General features: G+C 59.1%; 14 protein-coding genes. 5 read left to right on the forward strand and 9 right to left on the reverse strand.

Going from position 1 to position 21,701, the window contains the following annotated elements; genetic code table 11:
* Positions 1 to 133 precede the first annotated feature (133 nt).
* Together AC0L3J_RS29395 and AC0L3J_RS29400 are read right to left on the reverse strand one after the other, a co-directional pair.
* Positions 134 to 2,356, reverse strand: a complete 2,223-nt coding sequence (locus AC0L3J_RS29395) for a GNVR domain-containing protein (protein ID WP_473349348.1) — start codon at positions 2,354 to 2,356, stop codon at positions 134 to 136.
* A 29-nt stretch (positions 2,357 to 2,385) separates the two neighbouring features.
* Positions 2,386 to 2,964 (reverse strand): hypothetical protein, encoded by a 579-nt coding sequence (locus AC0L3J_RS29400; RefSeq protein ID WP_473349331.1) that lies wholly within the window; start codon positions 2,962 to 2,964, stop codon positions 2,386 to 2,388.
* A 483-nt stretch (positions 2,965 to 3,447) separates the two neighbouring features.
* Between AC0L3J_RS29400 and AC0L3J_RS29405 the strand changes: the two genes are divergently transcribed.
* The 4 genes from AC0L3J_RS29405 to AC0L3J_RS29420 are packed head-to-tail and all read left to right on the forward strand — an operon-like array spanning position 3,448 to position 8,246.
* Positions 3,448 to 4,677 (forward strand): acyltransferase family protein, encoded by a 1,230-nt coding sequence (locus tag AC0L3J_RS29405; protein WP_473349332.1) that lies wholly within the window; start codon positions 3,448 to 3,450, stop codon positions 4,675 to 4,677.
* 8 nt (positions 4,678 to 4,685) lie between these two features.
* Positions 4,686 to 6,017 (forward strand): hypothetical protein, encoded by a 1,332-nt coding sequence (locus AC0L3J_RS29410; protein ID WP_473349333.1) that lies wholly within the window; start codon positions 4,686 to 4,688, stop codon positions 6,015 to 6,017.
* Positions 6,018 to 6,042: 25 nt separating this feature from the next.
* The gene (locus AC0L3J_RS29415) at positions 6,043 to 7,149 is read left to right on the forward strand and encodes an acyltransferase family protein (RefSeq protein ID WP_473349334.1); all 1,107 of its coding nucleotides are present in this window, start codon (positions 6,043 to 6,045) and stop codon (positions 7,147 to 7,149) included.
* Positions 7,146 to 8,246, forward strand: a complete 1,101-nt coding sequence (locus tag AC0L3J_RS29420) for an acyltransferase family protein (RefSeq protein WP_473349349.1) — start codon at positions 7,146 to 7,148, stop codon at positions 8,244 to 8,246. The genes AC0L3J_RS29415 and AC0L3J_RS29420 overlap by 4 nt, the downstream gene beginning before the upstream one ends.
* 18 nt (positions 8,247 to 8,264) lie before the next feature.
* Here AC0L3J_RS29420 and AC0L3J_RS29425 read toward each other — a convergent pair whose 3' ends face one another.
* Positions 8,265 to 9,368, reverse strand: a complete 1,104-nt coding sequence (locus AC0L3J_RS29425; RefSeq protein WP_473349350.1) for a glycosyltransferase family 4 protein — start codon at positions 9,366 to 9,368, stop codon at positions 8,265 to 8,267.
* Between the two features lies 1 nt (position 9,369).
* Complete coding sequence (locus AC0L3J_RS29430; protein WP_473349335.1) at positions 9,370 to 10,203, reverse strand: polysaccharide pyruvyl transferase family protein; 834 nt, start codon at positions 10,201 to 10,203, stop codon at positions 9,370 to 9,372.
* A gap of 82 nt (positions 10,204 to 10,285) precedes the next feature.
* Here AC0L3J_RS29430 and AC0L3J_RS29435 point away from each other — a divergent pair, with 82 nt between their 5' ends.
* On the forward strand, positions 10,286 to 11,794 hold the full coding sequence (locus AC0L3J_RS29435) for a lipopolysaccharide biosynthesis protein (protein WP_473349336.1): 1,509 nt from the start codon (positions 10,286 to 10,288) through the stop codon (positions 11,792 to 11,794).
* 10 nt (positions 11,795 to 11,804) lie between these two features.
* Here the strand turns inward: AC0L3J_RS29435 and AC0L3J_RS29440 are convergent, their stop codons facing one another.
* From AC0L3J_RS29440 to AC0L3J_RS29460, 5 genes are all read right to left on the reverse strand, one after another.
* Complete coding sequence (locus AC0L3J_RS29440) at positions 11,805 to 12,929, reverse strand: acyltransferase family protein (RefSeq protein WP_473349337.1); 1,125 nt, start codon at positions 12,927 to 12,929, stop codon at positions 11,805 to 11,807.
* A gap of 251 nt (positions 12,930 to 13,180) precedes the next feature.
* Positions 13,181 to 17,092 (reverse strand): RHS repeat protein, encoded by a 3,912-nt coding sequence (locus AC0L3J_RS29445; RefSeq protein ID WP_473349338.1) that lies wholly within the window; start codon positions 17,090 to 17,092, stop codon positions 13,181 to 13,183.
* A gap of 556 nt (positions 17,093 to 17,648) precedes the next feature.
* A complete protein-coding gene (locus AC0L3J_RS29450; protein ID WP_473349339.1) occupies positions 17,649 to 19,040 on the reverse strand; it encodes a hypothetical protein in 1,392 nt (463 codons plus the stop codon).
* A complete protein-coding gene (locus AC0L3J_RS29455; protein WP_473349340.1) occupies positions 19,037 to 20,311 on the reverse strand; it encodes a glycosyltransferase family 4 protein in 1,275 nt (424 codons plus the stop codon). Before AC0L3J_RS29455 ends, AC0L3J_RS29450 begins: the two co-directional genes overlap by 4 nt.
* A 27-nt stretch (positions 20,312 to 20,338) precedes the next feature.
* On the reverse strand, positions 20,339 to 21,685 hold the full coding sequence (locus tag AC0L3J_RS29460; RefSeq protein ID WP_473349341.1) for a cellulase family glycosylhydrolase: 1,347 nt from the start codon (positions 21,683 to 21,685) through the stop codon (positions 20,339 to 20,341).
* Positions 21,686 to 21,701: the final 16 nt, after the last annotated feature.

A 21,701-nucleotide genomic window follows, 5' to 3' on the forward strand; every position in this document is an offset into this window, starting at 1 on the left:
AAGAGAGAGCGTGCAATGGACACGCTGGGCCCGGTTCCCATTCCCGATTGAGGCGAAATCGTTCTTTCCCGACGCTGATGATCGGTTCCGCTGCGCACCCGGTTGTGGAGGCTCGTGCAAAGGCTTCGGACCCTCAAGCAGGCTCGACGTAGTAACTGTCGCGGTGCTTGCCTTTGTACGCTTCGATGCGCTTGAGCATCTTGGGGTCTGCCCGATTGAGCACGGTTCCCAGGAGTTTCTTTTGCAGGACTTCCGAACCGGAAATCGACTCCTGAAGTGCGCTCCGCGTCGTCTTTCCCCACTCGATCACATAGACCATGGCATCCATGAGGAAGCTGACCGCCTTGGAGTCCGCGACCGGCATGACCGGTGCGAGATCGATAACGATATATTCGTAATGGTTGCGCAACGCCGCGAGGAGATCCGCCATCGCTTTAGACGCAACGATGTCGGCGGAGTTGACCATGCGTGATGCAAAAATAGCAGGCAGAAAATCGAGACCCGTTTCCTTGCTCCGCTGCACCTGGTACTCGAATGAACCTGGATCGCTAAGCGCCTCTACCAGCCCCGACCTGGCATCGGGAGCGAGCTCACGCGTCAAGGAGCGCGTGTGAAGGTCTCCGTCGATCAGCAGCGTGCGGTGCCCTGTTAGCGCGATCAGATGAGCAAAATTCGCCGCAACCGTCGTCTTCCCTTCCTTTGGCAATGACGAGACGATACCGATGACCTTAACGTCTCGGGTCAATCGCGCGACATCCACCGATACCTTGATGTTGCGTAAAGTTTCTGCGAAGCGCGAGAATGGATGATCGAGGACGTATCGGGAAACCGGAGGCGGCCCGATCGCCCCGGTCGATGCGGGGACCTTCCGTGCAGCGCGGATTTCCGGAAGAATACCGAGGCACTTTACGCCAAGCTCGTCTTCAACTTCGCCTGGAGTGCGGAGAACGTCATTGAGAAGTTCGCGCGCAAATGCGGCGCCAAAACCAAGGCAAAGTCCTCCGACCAGACCTCCAACAAGCGCCAGAACCGTTTTCGGAGAGCTCTTCTTGTTGGGCTTTGCGGCAGTACTGATCAGGCGTGCCTCGCTAATCGGAAAGCTTTGATTTTGCGTGGCGCTCTGAAGCTTCTCGAGGAAGTTGTTATAGAGATTACGGTAGGTGTCGGCAGCACTCTCCAGGTCGCGAAGCTTCACCCCTGCCTGGCCAGTATGGCCGGCTTGTGCGACGAGGTCCTTCATGTTGCGCTCAAGCGACGCTTCCCGGCTCTTGGCAATCTCGTAATCACTGCGATAGGCGTCGCCGATACGACGAACTTCGTCTGAAATGGCCTTGCGCACCTCGTCCATCTTGTTCCCGAGGTTGACCGTAGCCTGGTGGGTTTTCCCGTAGCGCCGCGACCAATCTGCATATTGACTCTGCAGATCAAGATATTGTGCTCGAAGGCGTGTGATGACGGTGTTGTTGAGCGCATCGCTCACTGTAGATTGCGCGAGGTCCTGGTCTGAGATCGTGTCTATTCGATCGAGGCGAGCCTTGGCCTCCGCAGTTGCTGCTCGGGCCTGGACAAGTTGCGTATTCAGATCCGAGAGCTGCTGCTCGGACATCAAGCCGCGGCTCGTTCCGACGATGTTGTTTTCCGCCTTGAACGACTGAACCGCCCGGTCGCTGGCGGAGGCTTGCTGGCTCAGCTCGGCGCTGCGCTGTTGCAACCACTCGGTCGCGCGCTTGGTCGATTGATATTTCGCCTCCAGAGCCCCCACGATGTAGGTGTCCGCGATTGCATTGGCGATTCTGACGGCCTGGTCCGGGCTTTCCGACCGGTAGCTGAGCGAAAGGACATAAGTCGTCAGCACTCGCTCGACCCGGAGATTTTTTTGGATCAGCTCGACTGCGGCGTGTTCGATGCGTTCCTGCGACGGAGGCTCGCTGGAGTCAAACATCGACATAATTCTGCCGACAGCGGTGCCGAGGAGGCCTGGCTTGGAGCCCCTGAACTCAGGATCATCTGTCAGATGAAGACGGCGAACCACGGACAGGATGAGGTCGTCCGAGTTGATTACCTCGACCTGGCTGTCAACGTAGCCCGTGTCAATCAGAGCGGTGCTGTTTCCGCTGTCCTTGTCGAGCACCTGGGTCTGGCGGGTGTCCATCAGGATCCGCGCATTCGCCGTGTACATCGGCTTTGCCATCACCAGATATATCAGCACGAGCAGGAGGGAAAGTCCGACGGTTCCGGCGATCAACGGCCACTGCCGGCGCAGGACATCGGCCACGCGGTCGAAGCTGAGGACGGCCCCGCCAAATTCGATTCCGAACCGGTGCCCGGAATGGAATTGCTCTCTCGGTTGATACATAGGTAAATTCACTGCCTTGCTGCTGACGATTATCGCGGTATCGGAAGGGGCTTGAATGGATCGGCTAATTTCGTCTTCCACTCTCCCTCCAGCAAGCCAGCGCCACGGCTGGGCTGCTTGCCGTCCCGACGTTGTGCGGGAGACTGCACCGCAGCTTCGTCCTCTCCGGCGGCCGAGTATCCGGCGATCACGGTGAGGTCTGCGACCCGCTGCACAAATTCCCTGATCTTGCGCGCGGCATCACGTTTGGTCGACGTGCATCTCGCTTCGGCCAGGCGAAGCGCCGCGCCTATCGCCGTCCGATCGGACGAGGTCGCCTCCGTAATCAGCGTCTCCACGGAGGGCAGAACGGCCGGATCCGTAGCAACGTAGGACGCGAGCAGAAACTTCAGCTTTTCCTTGTTGTTGCGAAGCCGCTCGAGCAGGGAGGAGGGGGCTTTGGTGAATGCATCGAGGTCAGCGCGAGGCGCGCGGTCGGAGGATTCGACGCATTGGGCATGGACTGGGCAGACGGTGGTTCCAGTCAGCGCCACGCCTGTCAAGATCACTGCTAATGCTTTCCAATCCGCGCCGGATCTGGTGCGGAGCTTCCCAGAGTTCACGCTCATCCACGTCTTTCGTCTGCTGGCCAGAACGACGAACTTCGCAGACAACTGTGTCATTTTTTGTGCGCTGCAAGATTCACACGTATGTGCAGTAATGTTCCCGCGCAGGTTGTTCAACCAGAAGAATGTGGGCGGCGTGCCTTCGGGATGTGCAAGCTCGCGCTCCGATGTTCATGAACCGGTCACACGTTGCCTGCTGCCTTTGCAAATGGCGCTGAGGGTCTGCGCAACGTGTCGCGTATCATCGGGCACCGTTCCAAACTCAGTGTGGCCATACAAGCGACAAAATATCTCCACGCCGGCTCCGTATCGCAACGACGCCGCCATTTCGCAAAGCTTCGCCAGGTATCGCGAACGTTTGCTGATGTGGGTCACCACAAGAGTTGTGAGCGATGACATTACTGCAAGCGGTCATGCATCGGCGAGCAACTGGCTTCGCTGCGATTGAACGCGTGCGCGAAGTGGTTCACGCTGCTGCAGTACAGGATGAATGGGAATGTCGACGTGATGCAGTCAGGTCATCGAGAGAAGCCGCATGTCCTGCCACTCGACAGTATCCGGGGTATCGCCGCCACCTCCGTCGTGATCCATCATCTTCTTTTGATGCCGACCTTTCTCGCGGCGTTCCCGCATAATGCATGGATAAACTGGTCGTTCTTCAGAAGCGCCTGGCTGCTGGTCGATCTGTTTTTCGTTCTGAGCGGAATCGTGATGTCGCTAAGCTATGTCGACGGAGACTTCGGCCGTTTCTCACTTCGGGATTTCTTGGTGAGGCGTCTCGCGCGCGTGTACCCGCTTCATATCGTCATGTTGCTGGCGAATCTTCTCTTCCGGCTGCTGCGCATCGGGCTGGTCACGGCAGGTGTCGTTGCGGCAACGCCGGCGGCATTTGAGGTGAACAACACCTATTCGTTCATTCTGAATCTCTTTCTCCTTCACTCCATGGGATTCATCGATTACCTCAGCTGGAATGCGCCAAGCTGGAGCATCAGCGTTGAATTTTACACCTACGTGATTTTTGGACTGGTGCTGCTGCTCGCGCAGCGTTTCGGTTCGTCAATCTCTTTTTATGTGACATCGGCGCTGATCGCCGCCAGCAGCTTGGTTTTCATCATTTTTGTGCTCGACAAGCCAAGTCTTGGGCTTCAGACCGACTTCGGCATTCTGCGCTGCTTTACAAGCTTCTTTCTTGGAGCTCTTGCCGTAAGAATCGTCAAGGACGTGCCGCGCACGGTGTCTCCGTTTCTTCAGGGGGCATTCCAGCTCGCCGCCATGACCGCAAGCATCGTGCTGGTGTCGATGGTGGAAGCGTATCCCGCAGCGAGCTTCCTGGCGCCGATCGTGTTTGCATTCTTCCTTGGTAGCCTGCTGGCGTTTCCGAATGCGAAGCTGATTCCTCGAATGCTGGTGGCCGGGCCGCTGGTATGGATGGGGCGTCGGTCCTATTCGATTTACATGGTGCATGCGCTGATCGTACTTCTCGCAGAATATTTCGTACGGGCGCTCGGGCATCGCAATATTGCTGCGCTTGATTCGATCCTGCCTGGGCTGCCCGCCACGGCGAATCTCGTCGTGTCTCTGGCCGCGGTGCTGGTTGTGTCGCACTTTACGTATCTCTACGTCGAGATCGGTGGCGGAAAGCTATTGCGGAGCGTGTTTGGAGGCCAGGGGCGGTTCACAACATCACCAGAGCCCTCGGCTCGTCCATCAAATTGAGCGCAAACATGCTTGCCATAGTGCGCCCTCGACTGACGATCATCAGCCTGAATATCGAAGCGCTCGCGCTCGGCGTTTATCTTGTTCGTGACGCGTTTGGCGGCGTGATGCGCTACTACACCAGCATTCTCCATCTGGATGCGCTCTGGTATGTCCCGGACGCGATTGCGATGCTGTGCCTGGTACAGTTCATCGCCTATTGCATCATCCGCAATCGCAGCATCATGGCGACGCTGGTGCTGGTGCAGATCATGCTGTCCCTGGTGCTAGGCTATATCATGCTCGGCACGGCCAACGCCGCCCTGTCTGCGTTCAAGATGATGTTGCCGGTTTTCGTCGGATTTTGCTTTTGCGATACGAATCTTGGCTCTTACCGGAAACTGCTGTCGGTCATCGCTGCGACCTTCTACCTCTCGATCGTTGGCGTTTTGCTAACGAAGTTTTACGTGATGCCGTGGGTCGGGTTCAAATATGAATCGTTCGGCGCGGTCCGGGAGGCGGGACGGCTATGGTGGGCTTACGGCGGGGATGATCAGCGGCTGATGGGTTTTGCCGCCGACAACACAATGGCGGCATTCTTTATTCTGGCATCATTCGCGATTACGTCGATCCGCAAGAGTACGCGCTGGTGCCTCGCTTTTGGCGCGCTTGCCATCTATGTCACCCGGCTGACCACGAGCAAGACGACACTGATCGTTCTTGTGCTCTATCTCCTGCTGCTCTTGATCGTGCGAATGCTGCCGGAAAAGTCGCGTTTCGTGGCCATTCGCAGCATCGCGCTGTGGTCGTTCGCTGCTATTCCGCTGCCGTTCTTCATGATCTGGGCTGCGTCGGGGACCGTGCCTATCCCGCATTCGACGATGTTCAGCATTCTCGACCGGATTAACAACAGTTGGCAACTTCCGTTCGTCTATCTCGGCCAGCTGATGCCAATCGGTGTGATCACCGGGTGTGGCGCCGGCTGCTTCAATTATCCACAGAAGCTGTTTTCGCCGCTCGCCGCGTATTGGGTGCCGGTCGATAATTTCTACATCGGGACGTACCTGATGTTTGGCCTTCCCTTCGCTGTGTTCATGGTCATGGTGTTCCGTGCAACCTTCGCGGTGACCGATATCTACAAGCTGACGCTCCTCTTTGTCGTCAACATGTTCACCATCACAGTTCTGAACTACGGCCCTGCATCCGGCCTACTTCTGATCTCTCTGAGTTTCAGCGGAGTTTTCACCCGAAAAGCGGCGGTACAACCGCTGATCGTTCCAACGAGCCCGCCAGAGGAGGTTCTCGGACTGGGATCGGGTGGATTGGGTGGTTATCGCGGGACCAGTCTGAAACCGGCTTAGCGTGGCCGACGGGTGAGACAACGAGATGCATAAACGACTTGCGTTCATCGATACGTTGCGTGGCATAGCCGTACTCGCTGTGCTGCTGCAGCATGCGCTCGAGGTGATCGTCCAGCATCACCCGACCGGCGACTACTACTGGGCGTTTCACAACGTTCTCGGTTACTACATGAACTTCGGCCGGTTTGGCGTCGTGCTGTTCTTCCTTGTCAGCGGCTTCGTCATCCCCTTCAGCTTCCCGAACAGTGCAGCGCCAGTGCGGGATTTTGCGGTAAGCCGGGTTTTCCGTCTCTATCCCGCCTATTGGACCTCGATCCTGATCGGGCTGGTGACACTTCTGGCACTGGATGGAAAAACCTATGCGCTGCCGCAGTTTCTGGCCAATCTCACGATGCTGCAGACATTCGTGAACGTGCCGAATCTCTGGATCTTTTACTGGACGCTCGCCATAGAACTGTTGTTCTACATCGGGTGTACCATCCTCTTTGCGATGGGGTTGCTGAACCGGAGCTATACGGCCGTTTCGATCGTTATTGGCGCGGCGCTGGTCGGCACCATCGTGCCGATGTTGATCGACAGCCGGACGGTCTCATCGTTGTTGGAGGTCGCCCTGAACCTGTCGGCGATGTTTCTTGGCAAGATCATCCGCGACACGGTGATCGAAGAACGACTGCGATGGCGGCATGTTGCCGCATGCACGCTGCTTTACGCGATCTTTGCGGTGACGCTGGCGGAGAGGAGGTTCGGCGGCGTGTACCACGAGAATTTCTTCTACAGCTATTCGATCGGCTCGGCTTACGTGCTTGCCGCTCTCGTCTTCATCGTGTTTGCCACGTTCGGCGAGCGGATGGCATTGCGGTCCCTGGCGTTCGTCGGCGTCATCAGTTACTCGTTGTACCTGATGTCGCCCTTCGTGATCGTCTGGATTCATCGTCTTGTCGGCGTCGGTGACGGACCGCTTGGGTGGTCGCTTTTCGTTACCGCGATCGTCGCATTGTCGCTCGTCGTGAGCTGGCTGACTTACACGTTTACGGAAAAGCCATCGATCGCATTCGGGCACAGGTTCCGGTCGGACAGGCGGAAGCGAGTCGTTCTCGAGCCTGCTCTCAGCAGCCAGGGAGCCGCCGAGTGAGGGGCGGAGCACGCGATGCACCGGCCGGCTACGATGGATCGTTTGTGCCGTCTGTGCAGGGACTTCGTGGCATTGCCGCTCTCAGCGTGCTGATGGACCACTTTTACGACATGCCGAAGGGGGGCATGTACGACATTCTCGATCCCGGGTTCCTCCCGCCGCTGTGGCCGTGGTTGCAGTCGGTCATCAATGTCGGCGGACACGGGGTCGAACTGTTCTTCATGATCAGCGGATTCCTGATCCCGGCAAGCCTGGTCCGGCACGGGTCGTTGGCGAAATTCTTCTTTGACCGCATCTTGCGCATCATGCCAGTCTTTATCATCCTGCATCTTCTGCTGTTTTCGGTCGGCCCTTTGGTCGGTTACAAGTTCTTCCGTGGCATCGACGCTGGCAGCTATACAGGTATATTCGTTGCCAACCTTTTCTTTCTCCAGGATGCGCTAGGGCTTCCGATAGCGCAGCAAAATGCCTGGACGCTGACCTATGAGTGGGCATTCTATATCTGGTTTGCGCTGACGTTCAGCGCGCTGCGGATCGGCGGCCGGCTGCTGGCGGCTCCACTCGTTCTGCTTGGGCTCGCTTGCCTGATGCACTGGCCGATCACTGCGTTCTTCTGTATTGGAATGCTCTTTAGCGCCATCGGCATTCGCTTTTCCGTGCCGGGACGCCTCGGCGTTGCCGCTGGCCTGATCTGCGCGGTCGCGATGTATGCGAGCCTGGTGCTGTTCCATCCCTTCATCGGTCTCGTGCCCGGTACTCTGTTGTTCGGGATGGTGCTGGCGCGCGGCTCGGGGATCGGCAATCTGCTCAACGCGCCGGCGCTGCAATATGTGGGGAAGATCAGCTACAGTCTCTATCTGGTGCACCCTTTCGTTCTGTTTCCTTTGCAAGTGGCCGGTCTCAAGCTCGTCGCGACCGGCATCGACCGATGGATATTGTGGGTGGCCTTCATTGGACTGGGACTGGTGCTGTCATTGATCGCCAGCGCGATCAGCTACGAGCTGATCGAGGTGAGGCTCAGGCGCCTGATCGACGGTAGCCTGCGGGGCCTGTTCTTCCGTCCGATCGCAGGCACCGAGCATCCGGTTTCGCCATAACGGAATTGCCGCGCCCACCTAAGCGGCAACGCGGCGATAGCTTGTAAACAGATTGTCGGCGATGTGATCCCAGTTCAGCGATCCTTGCGCTGTTTCCCTTGCGCCGTCGGTCAGGCTTGTCGCCAGTGATCTCGAGGTGAGGACGCGCTCGAGCGCGTCGGCCAGCGCAGTCGCGTCTCCTGGCGGAACCAGCAAGCCATTGATTCCGTCGGTGACAACATCAGGAATGCCTCCTGTTGCGCTGGCGACAACGGGGCGGTGATTGCCAAACGCGGATGCCAGCACGCCGCTCTGCGTCGCATCCTTGTAGGGAAGCGCGACGACCTCTGCAGACTGAAAGAGGGTACTGGTGTCGGCGGCCGAGATATAGGCGTCGATGGTCTCGATGGTCGGCATAGCGGCCATGCGTGTGGTCAGTCTCACCATTTCAGGCCCGCGACCGGCAACAACTGCGTGGTGGCGAACGCGCCGTTTTGCGAGCAAGTCGATGGCGTCGAGAAAAACGTCAAGCCCCTTGTAGGCCCACATTCTGCCGAAGAAGAGAATTCGCCCCTTGATCGATTGCACGGCTGCAGTATCGGTTCGCGGCACCATCAGCACGCCGTGCATGGACGAGGTGATTTCGCCCACATAGCCTGGTGAAGCTTTGCGGAAGTCGGAGATGCAGCTTTGACCATGCACCGTGATGTGCGTTGCCGCTGCACGCATGCGGTTGCGCAATCTTTCTTCGGTCGAGTTGGTACCCGATCCCCCCTCGGAATGGGGAATTGCATCATGCACTGTCAAAACGCGTGGCAGGCTGGTCAGTCGCAGCAACTCCATCAGGCCCGCCGTGAAATATTCCGGACATTCGTGGCAATGGACGATGTCGGGGCGAAATGCGAGTACGTCGAGGAACGAGCTCGGAAGCCCGATTGCTCCGAAGCGACGAATGCTGAGGTCGCGCACACGGGTATCGAACGGTTCGGAAGACGGAATCCAGGAAAGGTCCCACTGCTGGTTGGCGTCCTTGCGATTGAGCACGAGACGGACTTCGCAGCGCCGTGCCAGCCCCGCGGCAAGCCTGTAGGAATATTCGGCGAAATGCGGCGCGTAGATTGCGACGCGGAGGCGCTTAGCCATCTCAGTTCTCTCCGCTCCAAAGGTCGATCGGGAATGCACCCATCAGGGCACGATGATCAAAGTTGAGGCGCGCAGCTCCACCCATCTCGCGCCCTTCGTCGATGCTTGAGGCAAACTCGACGCCAAACCGGCCAGTGCCTTCGTAATAGTCACGGTACTTGAACTCAGATTCCCCGCTGCTTAGCCGCACGTAGCGCGCCGGTATTCCGAATGCCTCGGCGACGATGATGCCATGGAGCGAGCTGGCCAGAACCAGTTCGGCTTCCAGAATGGCGTCAATACGTCGATTCCAGGATCCAAGGGGTGAGACCACTGTATTGGCAGTGTGGTCGATCAGATTCAAATCGTGCAGGTTCGGCACGAACACCCATTGCTTCGTGGCAGTTGGATGAAAGCGATTGGGAAACAGCCGGGGAATTAGCAGCGCAGGGTCACCAAACACCTCGGGCACAGTAATGCCCCGGCGTCGCAGGATCTCCAGTGTGCGCGGGCCGCGCACCGCGCGTACATCCAGGGTCTGCACGCGTCGATTGAGGTCGCCCTGGCCCGGGCGTCCATTCACCCCGCTGCCCCAGACGACGTCACCATTTCGCGCATAGTGGAGCACCGAGCCGATCGCGAACATGCGCTTTTGCAATGGCACCTCGTCCGCGAGCGTGTAGCCGAAATGTCGCAGGAGATGGTCGACCACGACCACCGACAGATAGTCACCGAAATTGATGGTTCCGTCGTCTGGTCGCCAGAAGAACAACTCCACGTGCGGATATGGCAGCGGATGAATGAAGTCGCAGCCGACTTCGTTGATCAGTCGTCGCAGATTGCCCCGGAAATTCATACTGCCTCGAATTGTAGCTGCTTTCTCGCCGTAGTGTCCTCCTAAACAAGGCGACTATTGGACCATTGCAACTGATGGCTCAATGACGAGCGTTCGGCTAACCCGAGATGTGACAGGCTTCCATTTGCGCCACGAAATTATCAAGTCGCGCTCGATCATTTCGGGCGTCATCTGGTCAGCGCTCGATTCGGCGGTCGGCCAGTCGCTCACGCTTGTCATCTACATGATGATGGCGAGGTTGCTATCACCGCAGATCCTTGGCGTCGTGGCAACCGGCGCCCTGGCGCTCGATTTCTGCCGATCCGTTCTGATCGAGAGTGTTGCGATCGCCGTCCAGGCGCGTGCCGAGCCGAAGGACGAGGATTACACTGCCTCTTTTTGGCTCATCGCCGGTCTCTCTTTGCTTGCGGCGCTCGCGCTTTTCGTTTCTAGCGATGCGATCGAACGTTTTTCCGGCCTTTCGGACATGGCTCTCGTTCTCAAGGGGTTTTGCATCGTGGTTGCGGTGCAGGGCTTGTCGCGGACGCACGAGGCCTGGTTGACCCGCAATCAGCTGTTTCGATCCCTTGCAATCCGCTCGCTGTTGTCCATTTCGGCGGGCGGGGCTGTTGGCATTGCGCTGGCAAGCCAGGGCTACGGAGTCCTTGCGCTGGTCGGGCAGCTCGTCACAACGTCGCTGATTTCGCTGATCAGCCTGTGGACCCTCACGCCCTGGACACCCGGTTTCCGCTTCAGCCGAAGGGCCGCCACTGAGCTTCTGAGGTACGCGCGCTACGTGGCGTTGACGGGAATCACGAACTTCGCCAACGCCAATTCCGATCTGATCTTCGTCACATGGTATACCGGCGCCGCCGGCGCGGGCTTCTACAGCCTGGCCAAGCGGCTGGTCAATGCCGTAAGCATCGTGATCGGAAATGCGTTGAACCGCGTCTTCTTTGCGACGATCGCCGGCCTCCAGCATGATCAAGGGGCTTCGCGGGCGACGCTTGTCGATTTCGTCATGTACACGTCGCTGCTGACGGCTCCGATTTTCGCTGGAATTGCGGCGCTGGCGCCGGATCTGATCGTCGACTTCTTCGGATTGAAGTGGATTGAAGCGGCCCCGCTACTCTCCATCATGTCGGTCACGGGATTCCTGACGACGATTGGCCTCTACAATCACTCTGTTATTCTGGCCTTCGGAAAGCCCCATTGGCAGACCTGGCTGACGCTGATCTATGCAGTTTCGAACATCACGATCTTCGTTGTTGCCGCGCCGTTCGGCCTGATTGCGATTGCGTCCGGCTATGTCGTGCGAGCCCTGGCGCTGTATCCGCTATCTGCGGGAGCCTCGATGCGCATCCTGTCGCTGGGGATCAGGCCTTATATCCTGGCGCTGATGCCCGCATCTGTAGGCTCCGCGGTGATGACAGTCGCGGTCGTGGGTGCATCCGTCGCCCTGCCGGCGATGCCATCGTGGCTGCGTCTTGCTGCGCTCGTGCTGTTCGGCTCCGCCGTCTATCTGGTCGTCGTGTTCGCGATGGCCCGTCCCGCCGCGATGCGGATATGCCAGGCAGCACTGAGACACGTCAGGCGATCGTCCAGCACCTAGCCTTCAAGACCTAGCTTGCGTTCGCGGCCTGTCTGGTTTCGGTGAGATCGAGTGGGGCGGCGGTCGAAGCGCGGGTCAATTTCGGGTCCCCCGGCGCAAGCCGGTTGAGCAATTTTCGTGCGGGGTTTTCAACGTAGTTATATGTGACGTCGGCAACGACCGTCAGGATGATGCAACAGACCAGGGCGAAAAGCGGAAAGAAGCCCGGTTGCAGTCCGAAATAATGCCAGGCCGGCTTGAACAGCAGGATAAGCACCAGCTCGTGCACCATGTAGATCGCGTATGAGGTGTTGCCGAGCCGGCCGAGCCAGTTCGAACCTGGAAATCGGTCAAAGGCGCTTTCGCCGACGGCGGTGCAAAGGATTGCCAGAGAGAACAGGATAATCGCGAGATCCGGCTTGGCATATACGTTCAGGACCAGGACCGAAACCCCGAACAGTGCGATGCCGGCGATCGCAACCGGCTTCCTTCGGTAGTCCTGGGACAGCCTGAAGAGGACCGTCAGCAGGATTCCGTTCAAGAAGCTCGGCAGCGCGCGCAGCATGCCAAAATCGAAATTCGCTCCGTACATCTGGGATGGCTCTTGCCAAATCGGCAGATGGCCATGAGCCAGGATCGCGTAGGAGCTCGCCACGATAAGCGCCAGCACGAGAGGCGGCACGCTGGCCGCGGCGAGTATGAGAACCGGAAATAGCAGGTAACAGAACAATTCCGCGCTGATCGACCACGAGGGCGAGTTGAAACTTAGATGATCGGTAACGCCCCAGGCCTGCACCAGAAAGAGGTTGTAGACGAAATCCAGCGGCCCCGTATGCGAGGTGGGGCCCGCTATTCCGATCCAGGCGAGGATCACGAATGCGAACAGCGTCAGTAAGTGTAACGGGTAAATTCGCGCGACGCGCCGGACCAGGAAGCGACCGTAGGAGCGGATCCCCGTCGATTTCGCTGGGTAGGAATAGGAAATCACGAAACCGGAAAGGATGAAGAACATATCCACAAACAGGCCATAGGAACCGTTCCAGGCCGGGGAGATGCCCTTGTCTATGTTCTTGAGATGGAAGATGAAGACGCCGAGTGCGGCGACGAAACGGTAGAAATCGAGAACGACGAAGCGTCCTGGTCCACGAGAGTCCATGTCGGCGCAGAATTCCTTCGAGAACGTTGCCTCCTTCTAGGGATCAATTGTGACGCAACTTCGCAGAATGCCGGGCGGCGCTCCGCAAATCGCGACGGTCCGCTCTGCGTTCCCGGCGGGCTCTTGCAACGTCAGCGAAATTGCAAAGGTGCCCAAGGGGGCGGCAGGCGCCCCCAATGATTGCTCGGGCGATTGGATCGGCGTCCAACCCCCGAGCGATGCTGATGCACGTTTGCGACAAGCTCCCGCCTTCAAACGAAGAGGAAATTGTGGCTTGTCAGACTGGCGACGCTGACGTTCTTGATAAGGATCGAATCGCTCTCCGCGAGGGAAACCACGGCGTCCGCGCCCGATTGCGTGATTTGCAGGTGGCCGTAGTCAGCCGCCAGCAGTTTCGAGATCTCGATAACGTCGTGGTTGCCGGCATTGCCGGCATGGAAGTTGGCGATCTGATCGAGCCCATGGTCGTAAGCGATGGTCGTCGAGCCGGGCGCCGTCGAAAACACGTCGTTGCCGTTTCCGCCCGCGATCGTTACGCCAGCAGCGACCGCTGTGACGTTGTGCGCACCCGCCGCATTTGTGGTATCAAAGTATTGAAGCGCATTGGCGGCATTGTAGTGCTCATGCTGCACCGTGCCCTGCTGCCCCTTGAAGTTGAACAGGAGAACGTCCCGGGACCCGTCTACATTGTTGGCGACCTCCTGGGTCTTGGAGCCCGCGCTGTCATAGATGTCGGTCAGCTTGCTGCCATCATCGTGGACGACTTGAGTATAGTCCGGGGTGCCGTCCGCGTGCGTCCTCGTGATCGAATCTATGTTGCCGGAAGCGTCGAGGTGCTGATGCTGAGTGGTGTAGCTCTGGCCGCCCACGTTGTAGCTCCAATTGTCCGAGCTGTGATCGGCGTTCGTAATGTAGGCGGCGGTCTTGATGCCGTTGTTATAGACTGTGGTAGAGCTGTAGCCATCGCTCTTTGTCGTTACCTCGCTCGTTAGAATACCCTTGGCGTCATACCAGTCCGACGTCTTGGTGCCGTCGGTGCTCTGCTTCAGCGTGAAGGCCAGGCTGTTGTCGGCGTGCGTCCGCACGATGTCGCTGAGGAAGCCCGTCTTGTCATAGACGTCGTGCTCGGTGGTGTAATTCTGACCGACGACGTTCAGCAGAAAGACGTCTCGCGAGCCATCAGCGTGGAAATCGGTCTCCGTCATTTTGACGCCGGAAGCGTTGTAGTTGCTGACGACGCTGCTTCCGTCTCCATGGACCAGCTGGCTGTAGTCAAGCGTGCCGTCTGCGTGGGTCCGCGTCATCTCCGTTAGCTTGCCGGAAGCATCGAGATGCTGGTGCTGGGTCGTGTAGCTCTGTCCCTTGATGTTATAGCTGTAATTGTCGTGGCTGAGGTCCGCATTGGTGATGTAAGCTGCGGTCTTCACGCCGTTGCTGTACACCGTCGTGGAATCGTAGCCGTCGGTCTTTTGCACAACCTCGCTGGTGAGACCGCCCGTGGTGTCGTACCATTCAGTAGTCTTCGTGCCGTCGCTGCTCTGCGCCAGCTTGAAAGCCAGGCTGCCATCGGCGTGCCGGCGCACCAGCGTTGTCAAGAATCCTGTCGCGTCGTAGATGTCGTGCTCGGTCGTATAATTCTGGCCGGTAACATTATAGAGCCAGACATCCTTGCTGCCATTGGTGTGATAATCCGTCTCCTTGGTCCTGCTGCCAGCTGCATCGTAGTTGGTCACGACGCTGCTGCCGTCGCTGTTGATGATCTGGGTATAGTCCAGGGTTCCATCGGCGTGCTTGCGGGTTACGCTCGTCACTTTGCCGGAAGGATCGACATGCTGGATCAGCGTGACGTAGCTCTGGCCGGTGACGCCGTAGCTGTAATTGTCCTGGCTGCCGTCGGCATTGTGCACGTAGGCCTTGGTCTTCAGACCATTGCTGTAGAGCGTAGTCGAGTTGAAGCCGCCGGCCTTCTGCACGACCTCGCTGGTCAGGTTGCCTGCGGCATCGTACCAGTCGGTGGTCTTGGTCCCGTCCTTGCTCTGGACCAACTTGAAGGCGAGGCTGCTGTCGGCGTGCCGGCGGACCAGCGTGGTGAGGAACCCGGTGGAGTCGTAGATGTCGTGCTCAGTCGTGTAGGTCTGGCCGGTGATGTTGTACGTCCATACGTCCTTGCTGTGATCGGCGTGATAGTCGGTCTCAACCAGCTTGAGGCCCGAGGCGCTATAATTGGTGATGACGCTGCCGCCGTCGCTGGTGAAGACCTGGGTCGAGTCCAGCGTGCCGTCGGCATGGGTGCGAGTCACGGAGGTGAGCTTGCCGGTCGTATCGAGGTGCTGGACCTGAGTAGTATAGGTAAGTCCCTTGATGTTGTAGGTGTAGTTGTCCTGGCTGTGATCGGCGTTCAGGACGTACGAGGCAGTCTTCAAGCCATTGGTATAGATCGCTGTCGAATAGTAGCCAGTGGGCTTCTGCACGACCTCGGTGAGAAGAGTTCCGGCCGTGTTGTACGTGTCGGTGGTTCTGGTTCCATCAGTCGCTAGATGGATGAAGGAAGACTTTATGCCTGCGGTATAGCCGATCGCATCCTTGGAGCCGTCCGAATTGACAATTGTGGTGGAGACTGGAAGTCCGCTGCTGTTGAGCCCGGTATCCGCCGTTGAGACGAGCTTTCCAGTGGCGTCATAGGTCTTCGTGTTGATCCAGCTCGCTGCCGAGTTCGTCACTGAGAACGAATATCCACCCTGTATTTTGGACAGGGCGCTGCCGTAGTGGGCGATGATGTAGTCCATCGTCGCCTTCGACGCGACCGGCAGGATGTGCGTGTCGGTTAGCGCGATAGTTTTCAGCGCAGCCGATGAGCTCAAGTCGGACAACTGCGGCACAATCTCCGCCGCCGTACCGCTCACACTTGCTTGCGTGCTCGGAGGCGTCGACGTGGTCGCAGGCGCGTCGATCTCGATAATGAGCGGGTGATCGCTAACAGGGATGGTGATCGTGCTGACATCGGTGTAGCTGGCGATCGCCGACGTTCCCGTCAATGTGTCGTAGACCTTTACGGAATGATGCACGCCGCCCAGATTAACGGTGACGTTCTGGCTCGGGTTGGATATCTCGGCGTCGGCCGCATCGTTCCAGAGCTTCGGCTCCGCCCACACAACAAGCTCGTAGGCCCCATTGCTCTTGCCCAGCACCATGCTGTTGCCCGAGGCCGGCATGTTGCTCAGCGTATAGTTCAGTGGATCAGTCGGCTGGTGGCCGCCCTTGCCGTCATCTGCGAGAATGCTCGTCAGATTGTGAATCGCCGTCGCGGCGAGCTTGGGTGTCCCGTCCGAGTGGAACAGACCGAACTTGGCTTCCGGGTTGGTATTGCCTGTCGAAGAGTCCCGGTCGAACATCTCGTAGAGATAGGTCGCGCTTACACCCCCCTTGTAGGCATCGACCAGGGTGTTGAGGATGGACTTGGCCTGCACGGTCTCGTCCACGCCGAGATATTGGGTGTTGGCCTGAGTCGTGTAGCCCGTCTCGGTGATAACGACGGGCTTTCCTGGTGCCGCGGCCGCCACGGCGCTTAGTGTTGCAGCCAGTGAGCTGTTCGGCGTGGCGCCGGTGCTGACATAGGCGTGGGCGTTGACGAAGTCGACCGAGCCCGACATGTTGCCGAGCTGGCTGTAGCCCTGCGGGTCATTATAGGCGAGCGACAAGTTGTAGACGGGAATGCCGGCCAGCGCCGCGTCGCCCTTCACCGCATGATACAGCGCGCTCTGATACTGAGCTGCGGCCCCAAGCGTCGAGCTGCCATTGTAGCTGAACGGCTGGTGATTGGCTTCGTTCAGCCCCTCGATTGCGCTGATGCTGCCGGGGTGGCTCATCGCGAATTTTTCGAGCGATACGATGTAGTTGGCCAGTCCCGCGCTACCCTGGCCAGGCAGAGCGGACGATACGATGAAGTCGAACTTGTAACCGGCAGCCGCCAGCCCTTCAACGACCGGCTGTGCCGCCGGGTTGGTCGCCATCGCGTCGCGCAGGTGGTTGACGCCGAGATACTTCAGGTCATCGACCATCAGCGCGAGGTTATTGTAGTCGGTCCACCCGAAGCCGGCATGCGTGTTGACGCCGATGGAGTTGATGAAGCCGCTGGCGGAGAGGACGGTTTGATCTGACGACATTTCACACTCGAATTTCTACGCGAACGAAATTGCTCGCCGGGATTTGCGTTCAACCTTCTCGATCGAGTGTGAATTTCAGATAAAAATCGGAGCTACAAATCGACAGCGATCAGCAGTTCCTCGCAGGAACAGGTCGACTCTGATTCAAGAGAATAGCGATGTCGTGCCGACGCAGCATGACCTGAAGATGGCGCTTCCAAGAATTCGCAAGATTTCACTGCTGAATATATGCGCATGTGGCGCTTCGATGATGCATGTGAGTTGGGCGCGGATGCGGTTTGGGCTTGTCAGGCTGACGAGACATGCTGGCACAACTTGACGGTCAGCCCAAATCTTTTGGTCCTGCTCAGAAGAAGATCGACTGATCACCGATAGCTTGGGCCGATGTCATGTTTTGGCGCGAGTAAATCACTCGGTATTCTCGTAGGGGTTGTCAGTCACTTTGCCGCGTCTTGGACCGAAGCAGAGAGTTCCATCGCGGGAACTTCGCGACCGTGAGCGGAATGTCAGTGGCCCTCAGTTCCAGAGAGGAATCGCGAGGGGATCCGTCGACAGATCAGCTCGGGCGGGCCAGGAGGAGAAAGTTTCCGCGCCAGCCGACCGCTGCCGTGGCGATTGCGGCGATGACGATTTTTCCAGCAAGCCACGCCGCCGGCTCGCTCGGCGCGTGACTGAGGAATCCGATCAGGATGGCGGCTGCGAGCGCCTGAAGCACCAGGGGCCAGCGCGGGACCGCCTCGAATCTGAGGGTAGGGCCAAGCCCGGCCACGATCGCTGCGAGCGTGGCGATCGAGGCGCAGGTGACTGCTGCTTGTGGCGAGAGGCCGGCCCGGACGGCAACCAGGGAGAACGCCGCAACCATTGCAAGCTGCCCGGCAGCAATGAGGACGAGCCTGGTCGCGAGCTTTTCCAGGTGGGGAACGACCGCGATCGTCGCCTGCAAATGGGTATGGAGGAAGTAGAAAGCAGCGACCGCCGGCCCTGTCGCCAGGAAGCCCTGGACGCTCTCCCGCGGAACCAGGATGCGGGCCGCGTCCGGAATGAAGGCGACAAGCCCGCCCAGCAGGACCAGGGTCGTGCAGATCATGAACTCGAACATGTGCCGCGTCGATTGTCTCGATGTCGTGGCGCTCCCGTGCTCGAAATCATTGACCACGTCAGGATAACTCACGGTGTGGATCGCCGCGTTGAGGACCCAGAAGGGACGTTGCAGCAGGTCGAGCGCAATGGAAAATCCTGCACCGGCTCCCGTGGCGCCCAGTCGCCCGACGACAATGATACGGAGCAGAACCGGCACGGACAAATGGATCACGGATGCGCCGGCCGCAAGCATGCCGTAACGCGAGAAGTTTTTCCAGTCAGCCAGCATTGTTCGCAGCGACACGCGATCCAGCGGCGTGCGATATGCGACGAGACCGGCAAGGAGCCCAAGCAGGTGACCCGATGCGATGCCGAGCAGCGTCGCTTCGGCTGTGCCTGAGATCATTCCGCCCGAGACAGCCCCGCCCAAAAGAGCTGTCGCACGCAAGGCAAGAAGGCAGGAGGCGATCCCCAGCCGGTTCGACAGACGCACCGACAAGAAATACAAATCGGTCGAGCCCTGAAGAACGGCCACGCTCAGGCCGAGGACGACCAGCCGTGGCGTGAGGCCGCTGATCAGGGAGGCGCTGCTCCCGACCGCAACGAGCGCAGCGGCGCTCATGAGTGCCGCTGCAAAGAGCGACGATCTCAGTCGAGCAGCCTCGCTCTCCTTGGCGGCCGCGAGAAAGCGCAGCCCCGCGAGCTGCAGCCACTCGAACATGAGGACGCAGAGCAACTGGCTCGAGGCCATCGCGAGAGAATAATTGGTGTAGTCGGCGGCCGGCAACAGGTGACTGATCACAAAGATCAGGATGATCGCTGCTGCGCTTTGGTAAACGTAGCCGGCGATCGCGAAGAGACGTGTCATCTCGGAATGAAGCTACTCTTTGCCACCGTATGCGCATGCGGCGCCCCGGCTATTGCTGGACGCACCGACGACATCCGTTGCTGACGCAGTTGTTCATACAGGTTCTTGTACGACGACAATACGTCGGAAAAAATCCACTTGTTCGTGTCGGCGATAAGCCGACGGCTGATCTCGTCGATCATGTGTGGATCCGCGGCGATTTCCCGCATGCTCCTGGCCAGAGATTGTGGATCCGCTTCGGTCAACCACCCCGTCATGCCATGCTCGATCGCCTCCGGCATGCCGCCAAAGTGCGTACCGAGCAGCGGCCTGCCCGCCGCCTTGGCATCCGCGACGACGAGCGGGCCGGGATCGTGCCAGATGGATGGCGCGACCACGACATCGACTTGCCTGTAGAATTCATCGGGAGATACGAATCCCATGAATTCGACCCGTGCATGCGGCGCGAGTGCTCTCAGGCGCTGTTGCTCCTGATCGCTCAAGCGGCCGGCAATCATCATCCGGATCCGATCAGGCGGCAGCATGGCAAGCGCCCGCATGAGATTGTCGATGCCCTTCTCCTCGGTGATCCGTCCGATGAAGCCGAACGTCACTTCCGTCGTGCAGACAGGCCGCGGGTAGGGTGAGCGCGGCGGCTCGGTCGAGGCATTGCGGATGACGGTGCGGATCGGCGTCTCGGCAAACATGCCCATATCGGTGTGAATGGAAAGGACGCGCTCGCTGACGCCGACCACGGCATCGAGCCAATGCGTCGCCCGCTTGCGGTGGTACGTCAGGATCCCACAGCTCGTACAGGTGCGTTCGCAGGAGTGGCCCTTGTCGAAGCGGGAGCAGCGCGGGCACGTCAGATAGTAATCATGAAGCGTGTGCAGGACTGGAACTCCGAGCTTGGCGGCTACCCGCCAGAGCGCCGTGGTCAGGCCCGATAAATTATTGGAATGCAGAACGTCCGGCTTGAAGGCGCGAATGCGCTCCGCGATCATCGGGGCCTGGATCTGCCAATCGTCGATCGCATGCCAGACGCTTCGTTTCACGACGTTCTTTTGCTCCGTGAACGGCGCATAGACGTTTTGCACCGGTGCGGAATAGACGTTGATACCGTTGCATAATTCACGCCCCCGCTCGGGTGCGGATGCGGCGCGCACCACCTCGACCTCGTCGCCGCGCTGAGCCAGGCCCTCGGCAAATCTCCGCGCGAAGATCTCTGCTCCGCCGACGATCTTTGGTGCCTGCGGGGTCGGATAAAGTGTGGATGTCAAAAGGATCTTCATCGCGTCAACCTCTTTGTGCCGATCCGATTACCGTGCCGGCCGTATATCCAGTGCGGGAATGGCGTCATTATTGGCGGCGATCAGGACCGGCGTGCTCGAAACCGGCAGCCAGATCCCGGAGGCAGGCCTTGCGGCTGCATCGCAGGGCGCCGCGAAAGTCGCACCCGGCAGATCGCCTCTGATCCGGACCTCGTAGCGTCGATCCGGATCTTCGGACCAGACCGCGACTTTGCCGCCGGTGGTCGAGGATGCTCCGATCGACATCACCCCGGTGGCAAGGCTTCTTCGTTCCGCGGTTAGGGTGGAGCGGATGAATGCCCAGGCGCCACGCGCCGCGCAAGCTACGGGTTTGGGCGAATTGTCGAAACCGTAGATTCCAAAATTGTCCTCCAGCTCGGCTGGATTCTGGCCACTGTTTTTGAGCTCATAGATCCACATCCCCTTGAGCCAGCGCGCCGCTGTCGAGGCCCACAGGATGAGCTGTGCCGTGTTGTCGGCCTGGGCCTGCTCGCTGACACCACATTTGTTCGCAGCCGTGGTCCAGCCAGTCTCGGTCACGTAAATGGGGAAGTCGGGATTGCCGCTCGCTTGGCCGACCAGCCGATGGAACGCCGTGAGCCGGTCGATAATCTCGGCCGAAGTGCGCTTCGACGGCGCCATGCAGAAATTGTAAAGATGAATGGAGGCGCCATCGGCGTATTGAAGGATGCCGGTTTGCAGCATCTTCTCCGTCCACGTCCAGCCGGGATCGTCGCCGATCGCGCCGACGACGAAAGGCGCATTCGGCACCGCCTGCTTGACCGCCGGCCGTGCTGCCTTGGCGAGGGCCAGGTAATTCTCGGCTGAGAATGCAGCGTCTTTCTTCGCTGCCAGATTCCACTCGTTCCAGAGTTCGAAGATCGGGCGCTGCGGCGCGACCGATCGCGCTGCCGCTGCCGCATAGTCCGCGAACCGCTGCCGGGCCTCGTCCGTCGTCGGGGGCGACGAGTTCGGCACGAGGTGATGACCGAATGCAAGGATGAGGAGCGGCCGGGCGATGCCGGACTGAACCTGCGCGTCGAGCCTGCCCAATCGCGGCGTGAAGCCCATCCGACGTCCCGGCAATTCGAAATCAGACCAGGGAAAATCGTCGCGGAAGGCGTTAAAGCCCAGTTGCTTGATCTGACCGACGTTCACGGAGGGCACGTAGCCTCGCGAACTGACCGGCCCTCCCAGTCCCTGATGGGTGCCGATACCCAACAGGAATCTGTTTTCAAGCGTCTGAGCCTGTTGAGCGCCTGCCGGGACCGACAGAGAAACAGACGCGATGAGGCTCGCGATCCAGAACAACCCGTTGCGACCCAAGGTGCGGTGGCCTGCCATCGCCTGGATCATACTCGTCATCATGTCT

It is taken from the genome of Bradyrhizobium sp. Kon37, from assembly GCF_055807535.1.